General features: G+C 43.0%; 24 protein-coding genes and 1 pseudogene. 13 read left to right on the forward strand and 12 right to left on the reverse strand.

The window, feature by feature from the left end; all coding sequences use genetic code 11:
* Window positions 1–11 precede the first annotated feature (11 nt).
* Window positions 12–404 carry a 30S ribosomal protein S9 gene (rpsI, locus tag GM612_RS04565; protein WP_155431202.1) on the forward strand — a complete coding sequence of 131 codons (393 nt, stop codon included), beginning with the start codon at window positions 12–14 and terminating at the stop codon, window positions 402–404.
* A gap of 111 nt (window positions 405–515) precedes the next feature.
* Here the strand turns inward: rpsI and GM612_RS04570 are convergent, their stop codons facing one another.
* On the reverse strand, window positions 516–1,502 hold the full coding sequence (locus GM612_RS04570; RefSeq protein WP_173021223.1) for an IS30 family transposase: 987 nt from the start codon (window positions 1,500–1,502) through the stop codon (window positions 516–518).
* Window positions 1,503–2,206: 704 nt separating this feature from the next.
* Entirely contained in the window at window positions 2,207–2,860 is a 654-nt protein-coding gene (locus GM612_RS04575; RefSeq protein ID WP_155431203.1) for a TetR/AcrR family transcriptional regulator, read from the reverse strand.
* Between the two features lie 151 nt (window positions 2,861–3,011).
* Here GM612_RS04575 and GM612_RS04580 point away from each other — a divergent pair, with 151 nt between their 5' ends.
* The 3 genes from GM612_RS04580 to GM612_RS04590 are packed head-to-tail and all read left to right on the forward strand — an operon-like array spanning window position 3,012 to window position 5,663.
* On the forward strand, window positions 3,012–3,404 hold the full coding sequence (locus GM612_RS04580; RefSeq protein WP_155431204.1) for a DUF2255 family protein: 393 nt from the start codon (window positions 3,012–3,014) through the stop codon (window positions 3,402–3,404).
* A 14-nt stretch (window positions 3,405–3,418) separates the two neighbouring features.
* The gene (locus GM612_RS04585; protein WP_155431205.1) at window positions 3,419–4,171 is read left to right on the forward strand and encodes an SDR family oxidoreductase; all 753 of its coding nucleotides are present in this window, start codon (window positions 3,419–3,421) and stop codon (window positions 4,169–4,171) included.
* A 7-nt stretch (window positions 4,172–4,178) separates the two neighbouring features.
* Window positions 4,179–5,663, forward strand: coding sequence for an MFS transporter (locus GM612_RS04590; RefSeq protein ID WP_155431206.1), 1,485 nt, complete (start codon window positions 4,179–4,181; stop codon window positions 5,661–5,663).
* Between the two features lie 92 nt (window positions 5,664–5,755).
* On the opposite strand, the pseudogene GM612_RS12655 reads toward GM612_RS04590, so the two are convergent.
* Window positions 5,756–5,857, reverse strand: a pseudogene (locus GM612_RS12655) (IS30 family transposase); the annotation flags it as partial.
* A gap of 643 nt (window positions 5,858–6,500) precedes the next feature.
* Between GM612_RS12655 and GM612_RS04595 the strand changes: the two are divergent.
* A complete protein-coding gene (locus GM612_RS04595) occupies window positions 6,501–6,941 on the forward strand; it encodes a MarR family winged helix-turn-helix transcriptional regulator (RefSeq protein WP_155431207.1) in 441 nt (146 codons plus the stop codon).
* 73 nt (window positions 6,942–7,014) lie between these two features.
* Here GM612_RS04595 and GM612_RS04600 read toward each other — a convergent pair whose 3' ends face one another.
* The gene (locus GM612_RS04600) at window positions 7,015–8,535 is read right to left on the reverse strand and encodes an MFS transporter (protein ID WP_343031803.1); all 1,521 of its coding nucleotides are present in this window, start codon (window positions 8,533–8,535) and stop codon (window positions 7,015–7,017) included.
* A gap of 260 nt (window positions 8,536–8,795) precedes the next feature.
* Between GM612_RS04600 and GM612_RS04605 the strand changes: the two genes are divergently transcribed.
* On the forward strand, window positions 8,796–9,614 hold the full coding sequence (locus tag GM612_RS04605; protein WP_155431208.1) for a hypothetical protein: 819 nt from the start codon (window positions 8,796–8,798) through the stop codon (window positions 9,612–9,614).
* Between the two features lie 217 nt (window positions 9,615–9,831).
* On the opposite strand, the gene gap is transcribed toward GM612_RS04605, so the two are convergent.
* Complete coding sequence (gene gap / locus GM612_RS04610; RefSeq protein ID WP_155431209.1) at window positions 9,832–10,854, reverse strand: type I glyceraldehyde-3-phosphate dehydrogenase; 1,023 nt, start codon at window positions 10,852–10,854, stop codon at window positions 9,832–9,834.
* Window positions 10,855–11,156: 302 nt separating this feature from the next.
* Between gap and GM612_RS04615 the strand changes: the two genes are divergently transcribed.
* Together GM612_RS04615 and GM612_RS04620 are read left to right on the forward strand one after the other, a co-directional pair.
* Window positions 11,157–11,597, forward strand: a complete 441-nt coding sequence (locus tag GM612_RS04615) for a CopY/TcrY family copper transport repressor (RefSeq protein ID WP_155431210.1) — start codon at window positions 11,157–11,159, stop codon at window positions 11,595–11,597.
* Window positions 11,598–11,732: 135 nt separating this feature from the next.
* Window positions 11,733–12,695 (forward strand): ROK family protein, encoded by a 963-nt coding sequence (locus GM612_RS04620; RefSeq protein WP_155431211.1) that lies wholly within the window; start codon window positions 11,733–11,735, stop codon window positions 12,693–12,695.
* A gap of 104 nt (window positions 12,696–12,799) precedes the next feature.
* On the opposite strand, the gene GM612_RS04625 is transcribed toward GM612_RS04620, so the two are convergent.
* Window positions 12,800–13,213, reverse strand: a complete 414-nt coding sequence (locus GM612_RS04625) for a hypothetical protein (protein ID WP_155431212.1) — start codon at window positions 13,211–13,213, stop codon at window positions 12,800–12,802.
* 142 nt (window positions 13,214–13,355) lie between these two features.
* Here GM612_RS04625 and GM612_RS04630 point away from each other — a divergent pair, with 142 nt between their 5' ends.
* On the forward strand, window positions 13,356–14,279 hold the full coding sequence (locus tag GM612_RS04630; protein WP_155431213.1) for a hypothetical protein: 924 nt from the start codon (window positions 13,356–13,358) through the stop codon (window positions 14,277–14,279).
* Window positions 14,280–14,482: 203 nt separating this feature from the next.
* Here the strand turns inward: GM612_RS04630 and GM612_RS04635 are convergent, their stop codons facing one another.
* Window positions 14,483–15,235 carry an SDR family NAD(P)-dependent oxidoreductase gene (locus GM612_RS04635; protein WP_155431214.1) on the reverse strand — a complete coding sequence of 251 codons (753 nt, stop codon included), beginning with the start codon at window positions 15,233–15,235 and terminating at the stop codon, window positions 14,483–14,485.
* 333 nt (window positions 15,236–15,568) lie between these two features.
* Here GM612_RS04635 and galU point away from each other — a divergent pair, with 333 nt between their 5' ends.
* Window positions 15,569–16,480: a UTP--glucose-1-phosphate uridylyltransferase GalU gene (galU, locus tag GM612_RS04640; RefSeq protein ID WP_155431280.1), complete on the forward strand. Its 912-nt coding sequence runs from the start codon at window positions 15,569–15,571 to the stop codon at window positions 16,478–16,480.
* A gap of 71 nt (window positions 16,481–16,551) precedes the next feature.
* Here the strand turns inward: galU and nadC are convergent, their stop codons facing one another.
* The 3 genes from nadC to GM612_RS04655 form a co-directional block, all read right to left on the reverse strand.
* Window positions 16,552–17,385, reverse strand: coding sequence for a carboxylating nicotinate-nucleotide diphosphorylase (nadC, locus tag GM612_RS04645; RefSeq protein ID WP_246147561.1), 834 nt, complete (start codon window positions 17,383–17,385; stop codon window positions 16,552–16,554).
* A complete protein-coding gene (locus GM612_RS04650) occupies window positions 17,382–18,566 on the reverse strand; it encodes an MFS transporter (RefSeq protein WP_155431215.1) in 1,185 nt (394 codons plus the stop codon). Before GM612_RS04650 ends, nadC begins: the two co-directional genes overlap by 4 nt.
* 272 nt (window positions 18,567–18,838) lie before the next feature.
* Window positions 18,839–19,597 (reverse strand): NUDIX hydrolase, encoded by a 759-nt coding sequence (locus GM612_RS04655; RefSeq protein ID WP_246147563.1) that lies wholly within the window; start codon window positions 19,595–19,597, stop codon window positions 18,839–18,841.
* A gap of 186 nt (window positions 19,598–19,783) precedes the next feature.
* Between GM612_RS04655 and GM612_RS04660 the strand changes: the two genes are divergently transcribed.
* From GM612_RS04660 to GM612_RS04670, 3 genes are all read left to right on the forward strand, one after another.
* A complete protein-coding gene (locus GM612_RS04660; RefSeq protein ID WP_343031804.1) occupies window positions 19,784–20,890 on the forward strand; it encodes a glycerol dehydrogenase in 1,107 nt (368 codons plus the stop codon).
* 271 nt (window positions 20,891–21,161) lie between these two features.
* The gene (locus GM612_RS04665) at window positions 21,162–21,716 is read left to right on the forward strand and encodes an ECF transporter S component (RefSeq protein WP_343031812.1); all 555 of its coding nucleotides are present in this window, start codon (window positions 21,162–21,164) and stop codon (window positions 21,714–21,716) included.
* A 91-nt stretch (window positions 21,717–21,807) separates the two neighbouring features.
* Window positions 21,808–22,863 (forward strand): D-alanine--D-alanine ligase family protein, encoded by a 1,056-nt coding sequence (locus GM612_RS04670; RefSeq protein WP_155431218.1) that lies wholly within the window; start codon window positions 21,808–21,810, stop codon window positions 22,861–22,863.
* Window positions 22,864–23,119: 256 nt separating this feature from the next.
* On the opposite strand, the gene GM612_RS04675 is transcribed toward GM612_RS04670, so the two are convergent.
* Entirely contained in the window at window positions 23,120–24,277 is a 1,158-nt protein-coding gene (locus GM612_RS04675) for a GGDEF domain-containing protein (RefSeq protein WP_155431219.1), read from the reverse strand.
* A 178-nt stretch (window positions 24,278–24,455) separates the two neighbouring features.
* The gene (locus tag GM612_RS04680) at window positions 24,456–24,671 is read right to left on the reverse strand and encodes a DUF2187 family protein (RefSeq protein ID WP_155431220.1); all 216 of its coding nucleotides are present in this window, start codon (window positions 24,669–24,671) and stop codon (window positions 24,456–24,458) included.
* Window positions 24,672–24,789 lie beyond the last annotated feature (118 nt).

Genomic DNA, 24,789 nt, shown 5'->3' on the forward strand with positions numbered 1-24,789 from the left:
AGGAAATCGAATTGGCTCAAGTACAATATCGCGGCACTGGCCGTCGTAAAAATTCAGTAGCTCGTGTACGTTTAGTACCAGGTACTGGTAAGATCGTTATGAACGATAAAGCAATTGAAGATTACATTCCATTCGCTAACTTGCGTGAAGTGGTTGTTCAACCATTCAATGTTACTGAAACTCTAGGCAACTATGATGTTTTAGCTAACGTTAACGGTGGCGGCTTCTCTGGTCAAGCTGGCGCTGTTCGTCACGGCATTGCCCGCGCCCTGCTTGAAGTAGACCCTGATTTTCGTGGTCCACTAAAGCGTGCCGGTCTTTTGACTCGTGATGCACGTATGAAAGAACGTAAGAAGCCAGGTCTTAAGAAAGCTCGTAAGGCTGGTCAATTCTCAAAGCGTTAATCTACGGATTATCTGCTTTGCAAAGGCTGGTATGCTGGCCTTTATACGAACATTTTTACCAGAAACGGTCATTCCAATATGGGGTGGCCGTTTTTTTCTTACGGCGAATTGTCAAACCAAGTGCAACACTTTATCAAAGAAAACTTCATACGGGCTTCGATAGCCTAAGATCCTTCTAGGTCGCCGATTTAGATCCAGCTGGCATTGGTGGACCTCTTCATTGGAACGCATGCGAATTAACTGATTTCGGGGGAAATAGTCTCGAATCAAACCATTAGTATTTTCGTTTGTGCCACGTTCTTGTGGTGAATAGGGTTTCGGCCAGTAAACTGTGATGGCTAATTCTGCGGCCACTTCTTCCAAATGCAGAAATTCTACGCCATGATCTGGAGTAATCGAATGGACGAATGCTTTAGGAACTGAGCGTAAAAGCGATAATACAGTGTTATTGATAGATACTGCATTCTTGTGTGGTGCTTTACCAATTAGTGAATATCGTGTTTTTCGTTCCACCAATGTTACAAGTACTTCTTCGTTAACTTTCCCAAGTACGGTATCTAGTTCCCAATCGCCAATTCGTGAACGATTATTGATGAACGCTGGTCGTTCGCTAGTAGGAATATAAGGCACGTTTGGTGTTGCATGTTTTCTACTGCCTTTCGGATATTGCCGATGTCCTTTGCGACGCAAATAACGGCGGATACCAGTATCTCCGCGAGAAGTAAATGGTAAGTCTAGATTATATTTCTCAATATCATGATAGATCGTATTAAAACTAATATTGGTGATATGTTCACTTTTCAGACGTGCGACAATTTGTTCTGGTGACCAATGATGATCAAGAATTAAATTGGCAATTTTAGTTCGAAAAGCAGGTGCTTTGGACAAAATACTTGGCTTATGCAAATGCGTTCTAGCAGTTTGATAATTTCCTTGTGCAATACAGGCCTTATATTCACCTGAAAGTCGCCGTAATTCGCGCGAGATCGTACTAGGGCTTCGCTTCAAACGTAAGGCAATATTGCGAATCGTAAGATGATGTGAGCGCAAAACAAGAATACTTTCGCGCTCATCTAGTGTAAGATGATGATAGCTCATGACGAGTACTCCTTTATGTTTTTCTTGGTTGTTAAACATTGTACCCATCATGGGCTTTCTTTTGTTCAATTTGTGTTGCACTTGAAGTGTAAATCTACCAAATTAGTGTTCTTCGGAAAGTATTCGCGAATAAGGCCATTTGTGTTCTTATTGGTACCACGTTGTTACAGCGCGTGTAGATAAAAAAGAACATTTTTGTATGGAAATGAAAGTTGCCCTAATTTTTACATGCCTAAACATGAAAAAGTTAGCAAAAATAAAAGGATAAGAACTGGCCGAAAGGCTTATTTTTTTATCGTCAGAAAGCAAAAAAGGGACAAGCTAACATTTCTCAATGTAGAAATATAGTTTGTCTCCATTCTGAAGCGACTTCAACTGAAGTCGCTTTTTATGTTTTCGTAAATTGGAATGCTAGTAGCTTAGCATATACGGGGATGGAATTGTAAGCATCACTTAGTTTTCACCGTTACTGTGAAAAAGCTATTTATAGAAAACCGTGAACAGGCATCAGGAGGTTCTTACGTCGTTTATGTGAATTAAGTTTAAGTGCATGCGATTTCAAATTGCATCCATATAGTATAAGTATCACCTAAAATGAGTGTTACTTGCCTTCTGAGCTAATGAACAACGTAAAAATTTAAAATAAAATGTAGTAACAAAAATTTTTGTATATTCTATGGAACCGTGAATAATTTATGCTGTCGCTACAGAACGCTATTAATAATGGTCTGAATGTTTTTAAGAATCCAATCATCGGAATAATTACTAGGATTTGCAACAAGTTGTTGCTTTTTCATCAGGTAGTAATCTTCAATACTTTTTGCATTAAGGTTATTTTGCATAAGAAAGTGAGAATCAATGAGTCTTGGAATTGTGAATTCAGTCTCTAGTTCGAATAATTCGGCGTTTTGTTGAGTAAACTCGCCAGACATTGAGCCTTTTTCAAAAACATCTATAATTTTATGACGTCGGATTTTGTTGGCTTGGTCTATTTTGCCAACTAGTGCGGGGTATGCCACTCTCAAATCAGTCATAAATGGTTCGAATTCATAGGTAGCTACGGTTAAGCTCTTGAGGAATATTCGTTGGAATCGTTCCGTATAAGAAGCAGTCACAGGAATTTCGATTTCAGATTCAATATATTTTGTGATCTGATCAACCATGAGTGTCAAGATGGATTCTTTTGAATCGAAATGTTTATAAAATGTTGCTTTTGAAATATGCATCATTGAAGCGATATCGTTGATACGACTCTTCTGGAAACCATTGGTTCGAAAATGAGCCATCAGCGTGTCAGTTAATTCTTGTTTTGAATCATCAGTATCGTAGCGCCCGGTGTCATGATTGACATTTGTCATTGAAATCAGCTCCTCTATATTTAATTGTACATTAGCCAGTGCAATAAGTGAACAAATTATACAAAAAAGTCATTTTTAGTTTACTTGGTATATAATTTGTTGTACACTTATTTTTGTTCAGTGATTTATATTTTGAAAGGGGAGATCTTTTTTGAAGTTTTGGAATGATACTGAGTTAGGTGTTTTTTCAGCATCAAAAGATATTTTTGTATCACCGTTTTACAGTGATGGCAAGACTTTTGGTACACCGACAAGAATTTCTGGTGTCGTAGTTGATGGACATTTCTACATTCGTCCATACAATGGTATGCGCTCAAGCTGGTATCAAGCAGCTGTGACACAACAGGCTGGAAAAATCAGAATTGATGGGAAGGACTATTTGTGCACATTTCATTCAGCTCGTGACGCTGGTGTTAATGATGCGGTCAACAAGATGTATCAAAGTAAGTATGCCTCAAGTCCTTATATGCCTCATATGCTATTAACAAGGGCTGATGGTCCAGTTAAGGCAACGGTTGAAGTGTTACCGCGGGATGGTGAATGAGAGGAGAATTAGCAATGCCAAATAAAAATTATATCGAAAGTAAAGTTGTTATCATCATGGGGGCTTCGAGTGGTATTGGTGAAGCAACTGCTCGGCGATTGGCTAAAGATGGTGCAAAAGTGATTATCTCAGCCCGCAGAGAAGATCGATTAGAAAAATTAGCAGATTCGTTGTCAGCCTATAATGTAAAGTATCAAGTTGGCGATGTGCGAGTATTTGAAGATGTGCAAGCTGTAATCAATACGGCAATGACTGAATATGGAAGAATTGACGTTTTGTATAACAATGCCGGTATCATGCCACTTAACCCGTTATCAAAATTACGTTTAGACGAGTGGCAGGCGATGCTTGATACAAATATTATGGGCGTTTTAAACGGAATTGCCGCAGTTTTACCGATTATGGAAAAGCAAGGTAGTGGTCAAATTTTGGCAACTGATTCTGTGGCTGGACATGTTGTCGAGCAAACTTCTGCGGTATATGCTGGTACGAAATTTGCAGTTCGTGCAATTATGGAAGGACTACGTAAAGAGGAAAAGGATATGGGAATTCGCTCAACTATCATATCACCAGGTTTAGTCGATACTGAACTTTATACGACAGTTGATGATGAAGATACTCAGGCTTATCTCAAGCAGAAGGCAAAGATTGATGGGCTTGGTCTGAATCCCGAAACTGTTGCTAATGCTGTTGCTTATGCTATCAATCAACCTGAAGGGGCAACAGTAACTGAGGTCTTTATTCGTCCAACTAGACAAGAAGGATGATAAATTGATGACAAAAGCAGTTTTACGAATCGTTTCATTTGCATTTGTTTTAACAAATTTTATGGCAGGACTTGATACCAGTATCATTAATACGGCTTTACCGAAAATTGTCAGTGATTTTCATGCCTCTGATCAAATTGGTTTAATTACTGGAATGTATTTATTTGGTGTCGCATGTTCGACAGTCGTTTGGGGAAAATTAGCTGAAAAATATGGTAGCAAACGAGCATTCTTAGCCGCAACCAGTTTATTTACAGCCGCTTCATTAATGGGTGGCCTAGTTAATACAGTTGATTTAGTCATTCTGTCACGGCTACTCATGGGAATTGGTGGTGGTGGCATGATGGCATTACCTTTTATTATCTACGTCGATTTGTATCCTAATCCAAGTGACCGAGCTCGGATTAACGGTGTTATCGCTTCAGTCTATGCCTTTTCAACAATGGTTGGGCCGTTAATTGGTGGCTGGCTAGTGGATTATTTATCCTGGCATTGGGTATTTTTGGTTAATGTCCCAGTAGGCGTTCTTTGTATTATTTTAACTACCGGCTATTATCAACCGAAAACTGTTGCCAAGAACATATCTCATAAACTTGATTATGTTGGCGTCATTGTGATGATCTGTTTAATTGCTACTTTAGTCTACTTACTACAAAGTGTAGGATCCCTTTCTGCCATTGCTATAATTGTATTATTAGTAGTTGTCATCGTACTTTTGATTCTGTTTATTTTAATAGAGCGACGTGCACAGATGCCGTTGATTCCATTAGAGTTATTTTCCAATCATGCCTACATGGGGCAAACGACGGCTGAGGTTCTAATATTGTGTATGACGTTTGCATATGGAGTTTATGCGCCGATGTGGGCGCAAAACGTTCTAGGCACATCAGCCAGTTTAGGTGGTGGCACGCAACTTGCCAGTTCAATCGCCATGATACTGATTACCCGAATTGGTAGTGGCCTGTATGATAAATTGACGCCATTTAAGCAATCTACAATTGGCTTTGTTTTTTTACTATGCTCAGCTGTTCTGCTGAGTGCTGCAGACGTTGGGAAGAGTTATTGGTATATTGTTGTGAGCGGTGCGCTTCAAGGGATTGGGATGGGATTGACATTCCCATTACTAAGTGTCACTTTTCAAGAGTCTGTTGATAAACGTTTGGTTGGTGACGCGACGACCTTAAATATGTTGCTAAGGACGATTGGTCAAACGTTAGTGGCTAGTGTGTATGGGCTGATTTATAATTTTGTGATTAAACAATCTGTTAGAGGAACCAACGGCGCCGTTTCAATACAAATGATGAATCGAATTAGCGACAAAACGTTCCTAAACAGCATCACTAGTAAGTTGGACCTGCTACTGCGCCATATTGAATTTAACGGAATCCATGCAGTCTTTGTCTTAGTTTTAGGGTGGGCAGTATTAGCATTAGTAGTTAATACGTTGACTTGGCAACATATAGCAAAAAGTTTAGTAACTAAGAAAACTTAGAAGTATCGAAAATTGTGTTAGACATTTGAAAATAGAGACTATCTGATTTATGTGGCGCAGATTATTCGTAGGATTTTGTCCGCGGCGAATTGTCAAACCAAGTGCAACACTTTATCAAAGAAAACTTCATACGGGCTTCGATAGCCTAAGATCCTTCTAGGTCGCCGATTTAGATCCAGCTGACATTGGTGGACTGTTGTTTCTATGCTTGCTGCCACTTAGGCCACCACCTAGTTATAATGTCGAAGTTGATGCTTCGCTTTTTCCTCTAGTCAGCATTATACGTGAAATACGTATATTGAAGTAGGGTTTCTGCAAGTGACTAAAAACTGCCTCCATTCTGGAGGCAATCGTCTTGTTACTGTTATGTATGTGTCATTGCCCGCCCAGCCAATTGTAGTTATGACTTGAATTTATATGTTGGTGAAGTTATACGTTACTGAAAAATGGCCGGATTTTGGCCGGATTATCTGTTTCTATATTCTGATGTTTTCTTGCCGGTTCACTCGAAACGTTGATTTTCAGGAATTCTTCTTAGGCTTTCTTATCGTTTCTTGCTTGGACTATAAAGCCAGGTCTTAAGAAAGCTCGTAAGGCTGGTCAATTCTCAAAGCGTTAAGATTTGTATCTTCGCGTTGCAAAAGGCACTCCTTGGGGGGTGCCTTTTTTGGTTCTAAAATGCATGATGTCTCTAATTTTAGAGTTTTTAAATTAAGTTCAATGGGTCGTTAGATCATAAAACTGTTCCAAAGCTCATTCATTTTCACATAAATTTCCCATTAGCTCTCTTTAAAAGGTATAATTAAAACTGTGAAAAGAGAAAGGGGAGGGACAATTTTGAGTTTAGAAACTTTTCCCGGCGATTTAGCGCAATGCTTTTCGATTATTCACCGGGCATTTCAAAGGGATACACAGCCGATCTATAAGCAAATCAACTTGAATGTGACTAACGCATACATATTATTGTTGCTGGATAAACGTGGGGAACGAAGTCAAAACGAACTAGCAAGGACTTTGGTTATTAATAAGGGACAAATAACCCGTGAAATCAAGCGATTGACGGAGTTAGGCTATGTTTCACAGACCCAATCAGCAGACAATAAAACGACTAATATTATTAGAATTACAGCTGGTGGTCGGAAGGTAGTTCCCCAGATTATTGCGGTTCGAAATGAATGGTGGCAGGAACGATTAAGTAAAAATCATGTCAGTGCCGACTCACCGTTTGCCGAAACATTGCAGACGATTATGGACGAACTGATTGAACGTAAGCAATAGTTTAACTGGTATGAATAGGATGGGCGATGATTTCCTTATTTTGAAATCATCGCCCATCCTATTCACTCATAATTTAGTTTGCTGAAGCAGCCGCTTTTGCTCGTGCTTTTTGCAGTGCCGCTTTGCGCGCAAATTTAGCTTTTTCTAACCGCTGTGCCCAGATATTGATGCCTCCAGCAGCAAGCATTAAAATCAGCGATACCAGCATAATATTATGCAGGCCATTATGGAGAATGACACGCATCTGAGGAATCAGATTGGCTGGTAGGGAATTGACACTTGCAGCATCACTTAGCTTATTCATCATCTTCATTGAAATGCTGCCATTAGAAGCGTTGACACCCTGACGTAAAGCACTGTTCATAATGATTCCGAATATCGATGCCATAAATGTTTGACTGAGCATCCGAATCAAAAAACTAAATGAAGTCGCGATTGGAACGTCCTTTGGGGCCGCGTCTTGCTGAACTTTAACTTGTAACTCGTTGAAGCAAGCACCGTTGCCAAAGCCCTCAAAGGCGCCAGCCAGCAGTAATACCCAGTAGGGTGTTTTTACCCCCATTACGACCATTAATAAGAAAGCCACGACCAGCGTGATGATTCCCAGTCCAATGACTTTTTGCGGCGTCAAAAAGCGCCTTAATGGAGCTACAGACCCGGAACCAATAAAGTCCGTGGCAGAACTTGGAATCTGGGTGGCACCACCAATTAGTGCACTGGTTCCCAGTAATCCTTGGGCCCACATTGGGCTGTAAATGAGGAAGCCTAGAAAGGCCGCCCAGATGATCATAAAAAGGACGAAATCAATGACTAACGAGCGGTTTTTAAATAACCGTCGCGGAATGATTGGGTCTTCCACACGTCCTTCGACGTAGATCATGACACCTAGACTGACTCCGGCAATCACTAAAGCCAAGAAGATCCAGGCCCACGAGGTGGCACCAATCATTTCAATACCAGCCAGTAACGCAATCAAACCAACCGTCATTAATGACGCACCTGCATAGTCAACGGCACTGTCGACACGGTATTTTGGATTAGATTTATAGTAAATTCGAACCAAAATAGCTGAAATCAGACCAACCGGAACGTTTAGAAAGAAGACCCAATGCCAGCTAAAAGTATCAACGATGTAGCCGCCAACCAGCGGTCCGATAATTGTCGCCATGCTGTAACTAGCTGAAACGAAACCTAGGACCTGCATCCGTTTGCGTGGATTCTCATACAAATGCGCGTAAATAATGTAGGGCAATGAAACGACACCGCCATTACCGATACCGGCAATGGTTCGAGCAATAATCAAAAAGATGATGTTGGGTGAGATTCCCTGAAGAAACGACCCAACAACGAAAAAGCAGGCGGCCAACTGGTAGGCCTGCTTATTGCCGATATGTTCACCTAATTTACTCCAAATTGGTGTGCTGACAGCCGTTCCAAGAAGAAACACCGCGACGATCCAACCCATCAATTCGATGCCGTGAAGATCAGAAATAATTGCTGGTAGTGCAGTATTGATAATCGTATTATCTAACCCGCTCATGGCGTTGGATAACAACAGGGCGCAGGTGACGATAATCACGTTTCCTTTTGACACTGGAGAGCCTTCTTTCGATCAGTATATGAATTGCTTAATGATAGTTATAAGTAAAACTCTTTTACCTTTTGAACACCTTTTTATCTTACAACGAAACCATTAGTAATTGAAAGGTACAATATTAATGTAAACGTTATCTATATTGAAATGAGCTCTGCATTTTGTCAGAATTGGTCTTTCAGGCTGATCAGCGTCATTTGCTTCTAACCGGTTTGACGGTTAATCTAGAAGTATGAGTCGTCATAAAAGGGGAATGGAAGATGGCATTTAAACAATCGGTAAAATTAGTTTTAGCTATGACTGCATGTATGTGCCTAGTGCTTTTAGGTAGCTGTGGTCAGCAAACTAACGCGGCTAAAGCAAACAAAGTGGCGTTTGTGACAACGGCACAGAATCAGCAAAAACAAGTCTGGTACCTATTAGACGCAGGAGTTCCACAGTCAGATAGTCAGGTAAAAGCTGTTTTGGTGACGCAAAACGGAAAGGTGACAACCTATCCCACTACCAAAATGTCACTGACCAAGGTGGCTAATAAGTCTGTTAAACAAGTCGTTTCTACGGCAAAAAGTAATGGACAGGTAAACCGCCAAAGAACTTTGAATTCAAGGTTAAAGCAGTTTAATGCAGCGGTTAAATTGGATCAAAGTATTTATCGCAATGCTCAAAAAGATGGTTGGAAAAAGGGTATCTCACAAACTAAAAGTCAATTGGAGAGTGATCAAAAGCAACTTAAACTGTTCCGAAATTCAACTAAGAGTTTAAAGTTTAAATCCCCAACTGCATTTCAGCTATCGGCCAGGGTTCATAAAAACCAAGCTGGAAAACAAATCGTTGGTGAAACAATTCGCTTTAAATACAATAACTGGTTTCTGGGTAGCCAACGTGATGGTCGAGTTCGCCAAGTCACCCAACATCAGCAAATTTCTCTGGGTACATCATCATTGATGGGCAGCCCAGTGACGGTGTCTAAAGTCAAATACATTGGCTATCTGGGGTCAAAGGCGACGCTGATGACGGCAACCCAAAATGGAAAAGCCAAGAGTAATTTTGACACACCAACGGTTAAAGGTGTTAGGTAAGCCAAATTGAATGACGACATTATTTCGTCAGTTGTTTTATGTTGAAACCGATATCCCATCAGTAAATTAAAGTTACCAGTCATGTTTAATCAAAAAAGCGATACTAGACTAATTTCCAAATTGTGCCGGAAATCTGTCTAATATCGCTTTTTTATTGGAATCGATCCAAATTAACGTTAAATTTGTTTTTAAATGAAGTACAGACTATTAATGATCGTTACTCACCAAATGAAGCCTCTGCAAAAGCCTTTGCGGTCCGAATCATGTTGGCAACGAAGCCGTATTCATTATCGAACCAAGTTGCAGTTTTAACCACCTGGAACTTACCGTTTGTTGTAACCTCAGTTAAGGTTGGATCAAAAACACCACCGTGAGTATCGCCAATAATGTCCGACGAAACGATCTCGTCTTCATTCCAGCCAAACGCCGGGTTATCATCCGTGTACGGTTTAACGGCTGTATTGACTTGTTCAGCCGTAACACCTTCAGTGCGCAGCACAGAAACCAGTTCACAAACAGAACCATCGATCACTGCGACCCGCTGTGCGTGACCCTGTAGATGGCCATCAAGGTCGGGAATCACTAAACCGATTGCTTTGGCAGCCCCAGTGGAATGCGGAATCGTGTTTGCCGATGCAGTTCGGTTAGGACGCAGCTTACTGCCCTTAGGTCCGTCAAGAATCATTTGGGAACTAGTAAAGGCGTGAATCGCCGTCATGGTCCCAACTTCGATGCCAAATTCCTTGTTCAACGCGTCTGCCATTGGCGCTAAAGCGTTAGTGGTGCAAGAACCGGCCGAGATGATCGTATCGTCAGCGTTGAGCGTGTCATCATTCACGTTGTAGACGATCGTCTTGATGGGGCCGGCTGGTGCGGAAATTAAAACTTTTTTCACACCAGCGTCTAAGTGCGCCTGAGACTTCTCTTTTGAGGTGTAGAAACCGGTACATTCGAGTACGAGCTCGACACCGTTTTGATCAGCCCAAGGAATGTTTTTGGCATCGCGTTCCGCATATACCCGGAATTGCTGACCGTCAATCACCAAGGAATCGTCAGTAGCGGAAACATCATAGGGGACCGTTCCATGAGTTGTGTCATACTTAAACAGGTATGCCAGCATGGAAGGCGTGGTTAAATCATTAATTGCAGTAACTTCAATATCGGGATCTTTTAATTCGAGAATGCGACGTAAAACCAAGCGACCGATCCGACCGAAACCATTAATACCTACTTTAACCATGTTTTATCTCCTCCTTGTCGAGTCGCCTCAGGGCAACTTTCATGTATGATTATACGGAGATTGCATGACCTGGCAACTGTAACGACTTCAGGTATAGACCAGGAAGCGTTGGGAGGGTTGCTCGACCCGATTGTAAGGGTTGGATGTTCCGTTTGGTGGCGCTTGACTTAATCGATTTTTAGGTCATTTAGGTTTAAGCAAACCACTTTGAAACTGGTGATGAGTGGCTAAATTCATTGACATTGCGGCAATTCATGCTAAACTGTATTTGAGCAGTTACAAATGTAAACGGAGGTCAAACCATGAGCGAAGCATTACAAAACAGTATTGAAGAAATCACGCCCTCAGAATGGGAATTAATGCGCATCGTGTGGACGAAGGGTCAAGTTTATTCTCGTGAGCTGATCGATTTATTGCAGCGCAAGCGCAAGTGGTCCGACTCAACCATTAAAACGCTGTTGCGACGGTTAGTGCAGAAGGGATTATTGGCAACCAAAAAAGAAGATCGACGTTTTTTGTACACGGCAACGATTAGTGAAACTGACGCCATGAACGGATCAGCTGAGCAACTTTTTGATCATTTATGTGCGATGAAGAAGGGTAAAACACTGGTTGATTTAGTTGATCACGTGACGCTCACTAAGGGCGATATTGCGCAATTACAGGCGGTTTTAGCAAGTAAAGCAGTTGATGCCCCGAATCAGGTTCAATGCGATTGCCTGCCAGATGATTGTCAGTGCTGATTAAAAAAAGCATTTAAACGGGTGAATTCACTTGATTGGATTCACCCGTTTTTGACGTTCTCGCTTCTAGCCTGGTTAAGAAGTGGTGTGTTATGATATTAACCAATATGAAACGCTTTCAATGAGGTGAGACAAATGTTTATTGGCGTTGATTTAGGTGGCACAAATATCAAAATCGGACTGCTTGACGATGATCTTCACGTTCAAGACAGACTTAAAGTAACGACCGAATCTGAAACTAATAGCCAAGTTGTCATGACTAACTTAGTTAACGGGATCAAAAAAATAATCGCACAAACTGGTACGTCAACGACGCAGGTTAGAGCGATTGGCATCGGTGTGCCAGGTCAGATGGATATCAAAAGCGGTGTGTCGATTTTTTCACCTAATTTTTTTAACTGGGATAACGTGCCAGTGGCGGAAATCGTTCAAAATGCATTTCACATTCCGACCGCCATTGACAACGATGTGCGCGTGAACCTTTATGGTGAATGGCAATTTGGTGCCGGCGCTGGCAAAGACGACGTGCTGATGGTCACGTTAGGTACGGGGCTTGGGGCCGCGATGATTGCTGACGGGCGGATGCTTTACGGTAAGTCAAACAGTGCAGCTGAACTTGGCCATTTGAATATGTATCGTCACGGTCGGCCCTGTGCCTGTGGCAGTTCAGGTTGTCTTGGCCGGTACGTGTCAGCTCGCGGCATCGTCAAGACGGTTCGCGAACACTTAGCGGCCCACGAGACTAGTGTGATGACGGACTGGGTCAATGACAATGAAGACAATCTGACTGCGGCAATGGTTTCCACAGCTTATGATCAACATGACCAGGTGGCTCGAGAAGTGATGCTCGAAACGGGCGAGCTGCTCGGTTACGGGCTTTCGAGTGCGATTAACCTTTTCAATCCGGAGCGCGTGATCATTGGCGGCGGGGTGGCTCAGGCCGGAGACCGCTTATTGCAGCCGGCTAGAGCAGTGGTTGCTGGCCACGCGCTCAAAGTTGCCCGTGAGGTGTGTGATATTGTGCCGGCGAAACTGGGTCCCTGGGCAGGCATGGTTGGCGCAGCTGTCTATGCAAACCAAACGGTGATTGGCGGTTAAACAGTAAACATCTTTGATTATGAAGGAAGTTATCAAGGCGAATTTTTAATTTCAAGTTGAGAGCCTGTTTAGGGACCTAAATGAGCTGTTTCACAAGCTGAAAGCTATTTCAAATTGACCACCTCAGCAGTGTACATTCGCCCACTATCGAGGCTAACGTACTTTAAAGTACTGGTATTGCCACCCATCCAAGTCCGAAAGACAATAAAGCGGCCATTATGTAGAACTTGGCCACTCTTTAAAGGTTGTGCATAGTCCCATATGCCGCTATGAGCCGTTGTTTGATACGCCCAGACTTTATTGATATAAACGCTTTTATTACCAATCTTTTTTGATTGGTACTTTAATTGATAACGTAATCGAATTTGCTGAACCGTGTATTTTGAAGCATAAGTTTGTTTGCCAATGGTGACAGTGTGCTTCAGTGAGGCACCAGTTGATTCTACAGTGCCCAATAAACTGGCTTTTAAATAGGCAAATGCAGTGCCCAAACGGCGTCCTAATTGATTACTCAGCATGTGAACATCCCCCCTAAAATGCATTATAGTTCATGTGGCATTAAAACAAAATTTTTAGTTTTAATTGCGCATCAATTCGTACCGGTATTTTGTTATAATTTAATTGGAAGTGACGCTGAGGTTCTGATGGGAGCGAATGAGCATGCGAAAAGTGCAGGTACCCTTTGAGATTGTTTTTAACGGTGAATGGCGGCGTTATTTAAGTTTCTTGCGACGTCATGAATTAGAGGATTCGATTGGGGTTGATCATGAAGTTGCGTGGACCGCGATCAAAGCCTTGTTTCAAGTGATGTATGACGTTTATGACCTGCCTTTTTCAAACTGGCAACCAGGCAATCTTCAACTGTTGTTATATCGTTTTTTTAACACTGCTTATGAGCGTGAATATAACATCCAAAGAACCGCTGAGGTCTATGACAGTATTGACCTGTTTATTACGGCTGAATGCTTAAACGGTCGGTTGCCGTTTTCTTTTCAAGAATTGGATGACTTAATGAAGCCAGTCAAGACGGAATATTATTTGCCATTAGGGCAGCAGCGGGAACTACCGGAATGGTCAGCTTACGTCAAACAGTCGATTCAAGAATACACACAGGAATGGGTTAAGGCTTTCAGTGCTTCAAAAGACGCTGAGCAATTTCAGCAGTCAATGACGGCTGACGACTTTGATCTATATGCCTTAACGTTTGCAACGCAGCTGTATGACCGTGAACGTAAAACGCTTAAAAATGCATCTAAGCAATCGGTTAAGGTAGTCTTAATGGATCATTTTGCAGGATTGCTATTAAAGAAACGGGACTATCTGTCAATACAACAATTTCTACCCGCGTTCCTCAATTTTTTAGGAGCCAATGGTTTCATGCCTGCAGCGCACACCCATGCCATGATTACCGGATTTGACGCCGGAATTTCCATTTTAATCAAGGAGCTGGAAAATCATCAGTGGTACGAGTACGCCAAACAGCGGTATGCCAAAATGGAACGCACCTATGGATCAGACTTTGGCGTTGACTGGGCGGAAGCGTTTTTTGTTAATTCAAATGAATTTGAAGAGGATTATAGGTAGCGTCAATCTACGACGAATGAAAGTTATTTAAAAAGTGGTCTAATTAGGAACAAAGCGTTCTTTTATTTAGTTCATGAAAACGACATTGGAAATAAAGAAGCGGCACTCAATTTGGTCAATCGAAATTGAGTGCCGCTTTATGATATTCAGATAACCTTACAAAGGATCTTTCAAGATCGATGAATTCATTATAGTTCTACTGATTACTGGGCAGTCGCACCACCATCAACTGGCAGCTCAACGCCGGTAATGAAAGACGCATCATCTGAGGCTAGGAAGGCAACCGCTGCGGCCACTTCCTCTGGCTTTCCTAACCGGCCAAGTGGGTGCATCTTACCCAGTTCATCAGCAGAAGCTTGGTAAACATCAGAAGCGTAGTCAGCCATTTCGGTTGCAATCAGACCTGGATGGACGGAGTTGACCCGCACTTGAGCAGTGGCATATTCCATGGCGGCATCCTTGGTCATGATTCGAACGGCACCCTTGCTTGCGCCATAGAGTGTGGCCTGTGGGCTGCCAGCTAAGCCGGCGATTGAAGAGGTGTTGATGACCGATCCGCCACCCTGCTTCGCCATAACTGGAATGACGTGCTTCATACCAAAAAAGACGCCCTTAACATTGATCGACATTAATTGATCCCATTGTTCTTCAGTCGTGTCCGGAAGATTGATCAAACGAAAAATCCCCGCATTATTAAATAGAATGTCGATTTTACCATAACGGTCGAGGACGGTTTGAACCACGTTTTCCCAATCGGCTTCTTTACTGGTATCCTGCTTAATAAACGCTACTTTGTCCGTGTTGAACTCTGCTTCAGTAGCCTTGCCGGTTTCGTCATTGATGTCGGTAAAGACGACCGTGGCGCCTTCATCCAGAAATCGCTTAACGGTTGCCTTTCCAATTCCAGCGGCACCGCCAGTCACAATTGCAATTTTACCATCTAAACGTCCAGTCATTATAAAAACCCCCTTAATGATAAAGTAAATTGTACCCAATATTATTTTACTCTCATTCTTGTGAAATATGTAACAAATTTGGACTATAAATTTGTTATTTTTAAGACGTTTGAGCCGATTGGGCATCTAATTAGAACTATTTAGTAAAAATGCCGTAGATTTACAATCTATCCTGTTCAAAGATAGCAGGTATCCCATAATAATCTTAAATTTTGAATACGTTATCATTATTTAGGGTAAAACCAATCGCATTGATCTCTTTTTAGTGTAAAATGAGAGGTAATTAATTGGCATTTATGAATAATCAGCCAATGTAAGTGAGGGACTTAAATGATGAAAGTACGTAAAGCTGTTATTCCGGCGGCGGGTTTAGGGACGCGTTTTTTGCCCGCAACTAAAGCGCTGGCTAAGGAAATGTTACCAATCGTTGATAAACCGACCATCCAGTTTATCGTTGAAGAAGCCAAAGCAAGTGGTATTGAGGATATTTTGATCATTGAGGGCAAAGGGAAACGCTCAATTGAAGACCACTTTGATTCTGCTCCGGAGCTGGAACAGAACTTGCAACAAAAGGGGAAGACGAAGCTCCTTAATCTGGTCAATCAGACGACTGCTGCTGGATTAAATATCTACTACATTCGTCAGCCATATCCTAATGGTCTTGGTGACGCGATTCGTTACGCAAAATCGTTCATTGCTGATGAACCGTTTGTCGTGATGCTGGGTGATGATTTAATGAGTGATGAGGTGCCACTGACTAAACAGCTTATTAATGAATATGAAAAGACCCATGCCTCGATTCTAGCCGTCAAGAAGGTGCCTCACGAGGAGGTTTCCGCTTATGGTGTGATCGATCCGCAAAGCGAAGTCGATACTGGCCTCTACAACGTGAATAAGTTTGTTGAAAAACCGGCTGTTGAGGATGCCCCCAGTGATTTGGCAATTATTGGTCGCTACTTGCTAACGCCTGAAATTTTTGATGTTTTGGCTAAGCAGAAACCGGGTAAGGGCGGCGAGGTTCAGTTGACGGATGCTATCGATACGCTGAACCAGACACAAAGAGTTTTTGCCCACGAATTCAAAGGTCAACGCTACGATGTTGGTAATAAGTTTGGCTATGTTCGTACGAACGTTGAATATGGCTTGGAACACCCTGAAATCAAGGATGAACTGCGTGCTTACATTTTAGCAACTGCCGATCGGCTCCGTAAGGAAGATGCAGCTAAAAAGCCCGCAAAAAAATAAATAAAAGTTTCAATGTTAAACGGGTGGCTAGGCTCCAGTTAATGGAACTTAGCCACCCGTTTTGAGTCTGATTAAACTTCCAGGTCAAACGAAATATCTAAAGCTTGGACGCTGTTGGTCAGGTAACCAAGCGAGATGAAATCAACGCCCGTTTGTCCGTAGGCGGGTAGATTGGCCAATTCTATACCGCCAGACGCCTCCGTTTTTATGTTAGCAGGAATGCGTTGACACCAATCCGCTACAGTGGTCGGTGGCTGGTTATCAATAAGAATCATATCGACTTGGCTATCAATCGCCTGTTGTAATTGATTCTCATTTTCGACTTCGACTTCAATGGATTTGGTTGGACCAGCAGTCTGTCGAAGAACTTTCACGGCCGTGGCTAATTTTCCGAAAAGCTGCCAGTGATTGTCCTTTAACATGATTGAATCGTAGAGACCCATCCGGTGATTAACACCGCCACCACAGCTGACGGCATACTTATCTAATTGGCGAAGACCAGGCACCGTTTTGCGGGTGTCCAAGATGCCAACGGCGGCGTTATCTAGTGTCGAGACGGCTTTGGCGGTGGCCGACGCGATACCACTCATCCGCTGAATCAAGTTGAGCGTGACGCGTTCTGCTGCTAATAAGTCACGGGCACTGCCGTCGACGGTGGCAATTTTGGTGCCGGCTGCCACAGTGTCGGCGTCTTTAACCAATGGCTGATAAGTGACTTCGTGTTCAAACAGCCGATAGATCAGTGCTGGGATTTGGATGCCGCTGATTACGCCAGCTCGTTTAGCTAGAAAATAGCCGTGAACCGGCTGGTCTGGAATGACACTAGCAGATAGATCGCCAGTTCCAATGTCTTCAAGCAAAACTCGGCGCAATATTGGTATCAGATATTCATCATTAAGCATCATGGCTGACCAACTTCCTTGACTTCAGCTACGTGATCACGAACACCAAAGACCAGCAAAACGATACCAATTAATAGAATGCCGACGAATAAGGCCCAAATAGTCGGTACACCAAAATTCAATTGCAAGAGCACCCCAACCATGTAAGGACCGATTGTTGCGCCAATTCGGCCAATTGACTGAGCCATACCCATGCCAGTACCACGAATTGCCTGCGGAAACTGGGAAGGCGTGAAGGCAATTAGTGTTCCCCAAGCACCAAGGTCAAAAAATGACAACCACGCACCACTGATCAAAATGGCGGTGTTGTTGCTGGCGATGCTAAATGCAATGGCACTGATCACAGTTCCCAACAGGTAAATGGTCAGCACCGTCTTTCGTTGCAGCTTACCCATCAAATAAGCAGCCAAGTAGTAACCTGGAAGCTGAGCTAAGCTAATCAGCAATGTGTAGCTGAAACTGGTGACGATTGGGAAACCGCGTAATAATAACACACTAGGTAGCCATAAGAACATGCCGTAATAGGTCAGCATCACCACGAACCAAAGCGCGCTCAAAAGCACAGTCTGTCGACGGTATTCAGGTTGCCAAAGGGTTCGATAAGACTGCTTTTTCGTCGGCCGGGAAGGTGAATCAGCGGGGAGATGCCGCCGCATGAGGAGGGCGTATAAAACGGTGATCCCGGTTGCCAATACAGTCCATCGCCAACCGATTAGTGGCATGACCCAGAAAGCTAAAATTGAAGCAATGATCCAGCCAATCGCCCAGAAGCTGTCAGCTAGCACTAGCATCCGTGACTGCTGGGTACCACGATAGTGATCAGCAATTAGTGTGGCGGCCACAGGTAATTCACCACCGAGGCCCACACCAGTTAAAAAACGGGTGGCAATAAACAAAGTGACATTTGGCGTCATGCCGAGTAGGATGTTTCCAAATGAGAAAAGGATCAGGGTATACATGAGAACGCGTTTACGGCCGATTCGATCCGCTAAATAACCGCAAATACTGGCGCCAAAAACCATCCCGACTGATGTTGCCGCGCTGACAAGCCCTAAAGTGGCTGGGGTTAACTGCCATTCAGTTTTTAGATAAGTCATGATAAATGACAGCATCGCCACGTCCATGGCGTCAAACAGCCAGGCTGTACCCACCACCCCAAGTAATTTGTACTGCTTAAGTTGCATTAGAAGTTCCTCCCATAACATAAAAAGTATAAAGTACCTAAACAACTGCAAAAAATAAAAGTAATAAGAACTTTTATATTGGTCAACAATATACGGGAAATGGTGAACAATGTCAAGGGAATTTGCTTGGGGAATATCATTTTAAAAAGTTTGTGAGTTGTAAATTTAGTCGTTTTCGGGACGCTTTTTGAAGTGCCCAGCGTTTTAATAAAGCTTGCATCAATGTATTCTGGAAAGCACTTTGAGCCTCATCTGGGACATCTTTTGGGGGACTATTTACGGATGTATCTTAACCGGTAAACCTTTGCTGGCCGGCCGGGTCGGACACTGGTTGAGGTTCCAACTGATTCAAAAATATGGCGGTGATTTTTTTTGAAGTTGGAATTATCAATGTCAGCGAGTTTGACTTTCTCGAAAACTGCGAACACCTGGCGAGCCTGCTTCAAAGTAAATGTTGGTCCAAGAATCAGCAAAATATTAGGCTGGTAATCTAATTTATTTCGAATGCGTTCGCAGGCAATTTTGAGGATCCAGTCATGGTCGAAGGCCATTGTTGAGTGTAATTTTGAATTTCGTGTAAATAACCTGTGATAATACTCGGTCTCACCAGTCATTTCAGCGGTTTCAAAATGATCCTTGTCGTGCTCAAAAACGTAGTGGTCACCATCTGAGTTCAGGGTGAACCATTCGGCGTCAAGGGCGCCGTAACTTGGTTTTAAAGCCGGTTTTTCAGGCAGAAAAGTCATGTAGGCAAGTGATAGTGTTCGACCGTCCGGAGTTCGTTTAGGGTGGGTGAACGTGGCCAGTTGCTCGGTATGAAAGCTGGCTAGTTTTAGTCCGATCTTTTCTTGCACTAAACGTAGTGCAGCTTCATCAGCACTTTCTTCCGGCCGCATTAGAGTCTCGGGCAATCCCCAAAAATTGGCAAAGGGCTCATCGGCTCTTTTTACCAACAACAAATTGACTTGCTGTGATTGTCGGTCAAAGCTCCAAATAATGTTTGTAATATTGATTGTTAACGGTTTTGCCATAACGGATACCTTCCTGGAATTAAGAGTCACATTCATTTTACTTGAAAAGGTTTTAAATTGCAGTAAATCTGATAATATGCTTTAAAAAGAGGTACATGAAGCTATGTGAAAGCGTATACATTAAAAACAAAAATGGGTTATACTTATGTATGAAACAACCCTAATTATTGAATGGAGGAAATTACCGTGACAAAAATTTTTGGTAGTCCATCATCGTATATTCAAGGTCGTGGCGCACTTTTTGAAAGTGCAGACCCGTTGCATAAGTTGGGTGAAAAACCGGTCGTTATGGCTGATTCAACGGTTTATAAAATTGTGGGTAAACAGTTTATTGATTACTTAGGACAGCAAAAGTTCGACGTTCGTAAGGTGACTTTCAAAGGTGAGGCATCAGATCAGGAAATTGACAGAATCACAGGTATTGGTCAAGACTTCGGTGCTGATTTGATTATTGGTCTCGGCGGTGGTAAAACATTGGATTCAGCCAAGGCAATTGCTGATAACTTAAAGTTGCCAGTTGCCATTTTACCAACGTTGGCCTCGACTGATGCGCCTTGCTCACGTTTGTCAGTGATCTATACTCCTGATGGGGGTTTTGAAAAATACCGGTTCTATAGTAAAAATCCCGATTTAGTTCTGGTTGACAGTCAGTTAGTCGCAAACGCACCGACGCGTCTGCTTGCATCTGGCATCGCGGATGCACTGGCAACCAACGTTGAAGCCCAAGCCGTCGCTCAAGCAAACGGGCAAACGATGTTGGGAGCTAAGCAAACCTTAGTTGGAAATGCGATTGCTCAAAAATGTGAAGAAACCTTGTTTGCATATGGTCTGCAAGCCATTGACGCTGCTAAAGCTCACGCAACGACCCCAGCTTTGGAAAAGATCATCGAAGCCAATACTTTGATGAGCGGGGTTGGTTTTGAAAGTGGCGGTTTGTCTGGTGCTCATGCAATCCACAACGGGTTAACGGCGCTGCCAAATGAAGCCTTGCACGCTAAGACTCACGGCGAAAAGGTAGCCTTTGGAACGCTGACCCAGCTCTTCTTGGAAGGCCGTGACACGGATGATATCAACGATTATCTGCAATTTGACCTAGCCTTAGGACTGCCAACAACCTTTGCAGACCTAGGCGTTGCTGATATTTCCGATGACGATCTTTTGAAAGTCGGCCAAGCCGCAACGGCACCAGCTGACACAATGTCTGAAATGCCTTTTGAAGTGACACCTGAAGACGTTGTCGCTGCTATGAAGGGTGCCGACGCATACAGTCGTGCGATTCAGGGAATTGCTTAAAAATGAGTTGATAAGGTTTAAAAGATAAGACCCTTAACTGTCTTCATGATGACGGCTTAACCAAGAGGTGCTAAGCATTGATTTTTAAAATACTTGGCACCTCTTTACTATGCAATGAGAACCACGTGCTGACCTCATAGTTGATTTTGCTTGTGAATGGCAAGTAGCAACAGTATAATGTGATAGTCTTCAAGTGCTAAAGCATTTTAATCATAAAAGGCAAAAGGGGTGAAGGGTCATCAACACGCAAAGAAGGGCTTATCGAATCTCCATTTTAGCGTTATTTATTGCAATTGTCGTTATTCAAAATATTATTCCCTTTTTAGGCTATATTCCGATCGGACCTTTCAGTATTGTGATCATTCAAGTGACAGTGGTGGTTGCAGCGATTATGCTGGGACCTGCAGATGGTGCTTGGGTTGGTCTGACCTGGGGTTTGATCAACTGGATTCGCGCGTTTGTCTGGCCGACTAGTCCGCTGGCAATCTATGTACTAGTTAATCCGCTGGTGTCAGTTCTGCCACGAGTTGCCGTTGGTTTGATCAGCGGCTATTTTCTACTAAGTCTGGTGAATGATCCTCGTCATGCTAAAATTTGGCAACTGTCATTGACTGGAATCGTTGGTTCAGTCATCAATACCGTGTTGGTACTGGGTTTTATGGGAATTTTGTACTATCTAGGTTGGCTGCCGTTAAATAAACTCAATGTTCACGCTGTAATGCCTTGGCTCCTAGGTATCATGGGTACTAATGGTGTGCCTGAAGCCGTCTTGTCAGGTGTACTGGTGCCGTTGATCAGCAAACCATTGCTGCGTTTTGTAAAATAAAAATTCAATTAGACCATTTGCTTAAATGTAGCTGCACCGTTTCTTTTCTGATATACTGAAGGTTCTAAGAAAGAAGCGGAGGAAAAGTAATATGAAGATTGTGGTATTAGCAGGTGGCCGCTCAACAGAACGCAACGTGTCCCTGTCTTCGAGTGCCAAAGTAGCCAATGCTTTACGGCGGAAAGGTTACGAAGTTGCCCTAGTCGATTTATTTCTTGGTCTGCCGGATACAGACGATAGTTCATTAGCCGCATTATTCACCAGTGAGGAACAAACAGTGGACCTCAACATCTCAGATGAGATCATGACGGATGATGTGATCAATGCACTTCGCCCGGATGGCAGCACCCAGCTGTTTGGTCCAAACGTTTTAAAAATATCAGCGATGGCTGATATCGTTTGGATCGGACTGCATGGTGGTGATGGTGAGAATGGTAAGGTTCAGGCCGTTCTCGATTTGAATAACATCCCATATACGGGTAGTGATCCACTGGCTTCGGGGATCACGATGGATAAGAACGTTTCTAAGCAGCTGATGTTATACAATGGCATTAAGACGGCTCAGTTTGTGAATTTAAAACAGGATGATTTGGGCACCGTTGTGCTGCCATTCGGTTTTCCGGTGGTGATTAAACCGGCTAATGGCGGTTCCAGTGTTGGGATGTACATTGCTAAGAACGAGGATGAATTTAAGCGGGACTTGAAGAAGGCCTTTGAATTCGAAAATGATCTGGTGGTTGAAGAGTATATCGCTGGCCGTGAATTTTCCATGGCAGTGGTCAATGGAAAGGCGTTATCAGCCATTGAAATCATCGTTACTGATGGCTGGTATGATTTTGAGCATAAATTTGTAACTGGCAATACAACTAAGTTTGTGACGCCACCAGATATTCCAGATGATGTACACGAAGAAATGAAACAAATTGCCCTGAAAACATTCAACGTACTTGGTTTGAGCAACTATGGTCGAATCGACTTTTTCTGGAATGATAATGGTCTATATGTGATCGAAGGCAACTCATTGCCAGGGATGACACCATTATCGCTGATGCCTCAAGAAGCCGAGGCTGATGGTATCCGCTACGATGACCTCTGCGATCAGATCGTTCAGGGTCAGGTCAAAGCACTTGGTTTGAAGGTCAATTAATATTAGAACCGGATCGGGACTGTTTTGGAAAACGTGATTGATTGAGACCCCAATGATTTGCGTGGATGATTGCACTGAAACTTGAGTAAATTAAGAGACTAACAAAAAAAGGTGATTTCCTAGACTGTGGGAAATCACCTATTTTGCTTATTGATTAAGTTTGAAGTGGTGCTGGGTGGCCATTCTTAATTATTGAGGATCAAAAAGTTGCCTGGCCTGTTTGATCACCATTTCTGCCCCCTGAGTTAACGACAGGTCATACGTCCAGCGTCCGCCCTTCAATCGTTACCCGGTCACGCCCGCGCTGTTTTGAGAGGTACAAACTGTGATCGGCTGCTTTATAAATATCGTGTGAATTATATTGATCAGTGCGGCTATTTGCCTGGCCGACAGAAACGGTCACGTTGACAAGCTCACCGTGAATGTTAAATTTGAGGCTGCCGATATGCTGCCGAAGCTGGGTGGCAATTTTTGCCGCCACATGTTTATCGGTACAGTCATGATGAACGATCAAGCTAAATTCTTCGCCACCGATTCGGTAGGCACGAACGGGGAAGGAGGCGTTAGCAGTAAAGAAGGCTAATTCCTGTGCAACAGCCCTTAAAACGGTGTTGCCCATGGGGTGCCCGAAACTATCGTTGACCCGTTTAAAGAGGTCGATATCGAGTTCAAATACGGCGTAGGGGACTTGGTCAATTTGAAATTGGATGAACGCCTGATTCAAATCGTAGTCAAACTGGCTAAAATTATTGAGGCGCGTCAGCCCGTCCGTTCTTGCTAGCCAAGCGGTCTGCCGGTTACGCTTTAACGTTTTTGTGGAGGCCCGTGTGTATTCAATTCCTGTGATGCTTAAAATGATCAGAGCAGAGATTTGTCGTAACCAAAAATAGCCGTCAGTCTGTGGTGCCCCCATACTGGCAATCAGCGAGATAGTGCAAAACGCCATCAAAGCTAAAGCTAGATACATCAGCCAACCGTGCTGGAAAAGAACCTCGCGCCACTGGTAACTGACGAACAGCATGACGATGAACCCAAAGTAAAAAGTCAGGGTGATGAGGCTTAAGTGGCTGGGATACAACAGGACATACAAGAACATCAAGACGGCTTCAATAATGCCTTGCCACCAGATGCCGAGGTGAATATTTAAAAGGAACATAATGATGATCAGCATGTTTAAAAAGGTCCAGTGTAGCCCAAAGCCGTTGGGCTCGATGGTCGTATGCAACCATGATTCCCCCCAGAGAAAGACGAGAAAGAGGGTGCTGAGGATCGTTTCGATTAACGGGCGCCAACGAATGACCTTTAAATTGGTCTGTTCGTCGAGCCAGTATAAGAATGAGATTGAGCCACTGAGTACAATCATGTTAGTTATTAGGGATAGAATAAAAGATACCCAGATATCGAATGGACTCATTTGGACACACCTTTCTGATCATCGGTAGCTTCATCATACCAAAATTTTGACGAGGGTAACAGACACACCGATAACTCAGCGGCACAAAAATCACAGGTCTAAACAAAAAAGTGATTTTCCAGCTCAATTTACTGAAAAATCACTTTGGCTCAGAACCCAAACGTTCGATAGCAGGCGACTAATCATCCTTGTCGTCTGTTTCTTCAGTATCTGGAGCTGCTTTAATCAACTTCAGTTTCTTTTTGTTGATGACGACGCGATCATGATACTTATCCAAAATTTCTGCGTCATCAGTTTTGAAAGTAATCATGAACGAATTCTGATATGCCTTATCGATGAATCCGGTAAAGTCTTGACCTTCTAGCTTAAAACTCACTTGATCGCCAATTTTCATTTCAAATTCATCTCCCAATTAAACATTCCTATAAATTACTCGATTTTCCTGTATTTGTCAATCTTATTGACGTGAATTGAGAAAAAATTTGTATTTGTAACTTTTTGTAAGGGCTTCC

The organism is Secundilactobacillus folii (assembly GCF_009720675.1).
GTDB classification, from domain to species: Bacteria; Bacillota; Bacilli; order Lactobacillales; family Lactobacillaceae; genus Secundilactobacillus; species Secundilactobacillus folii.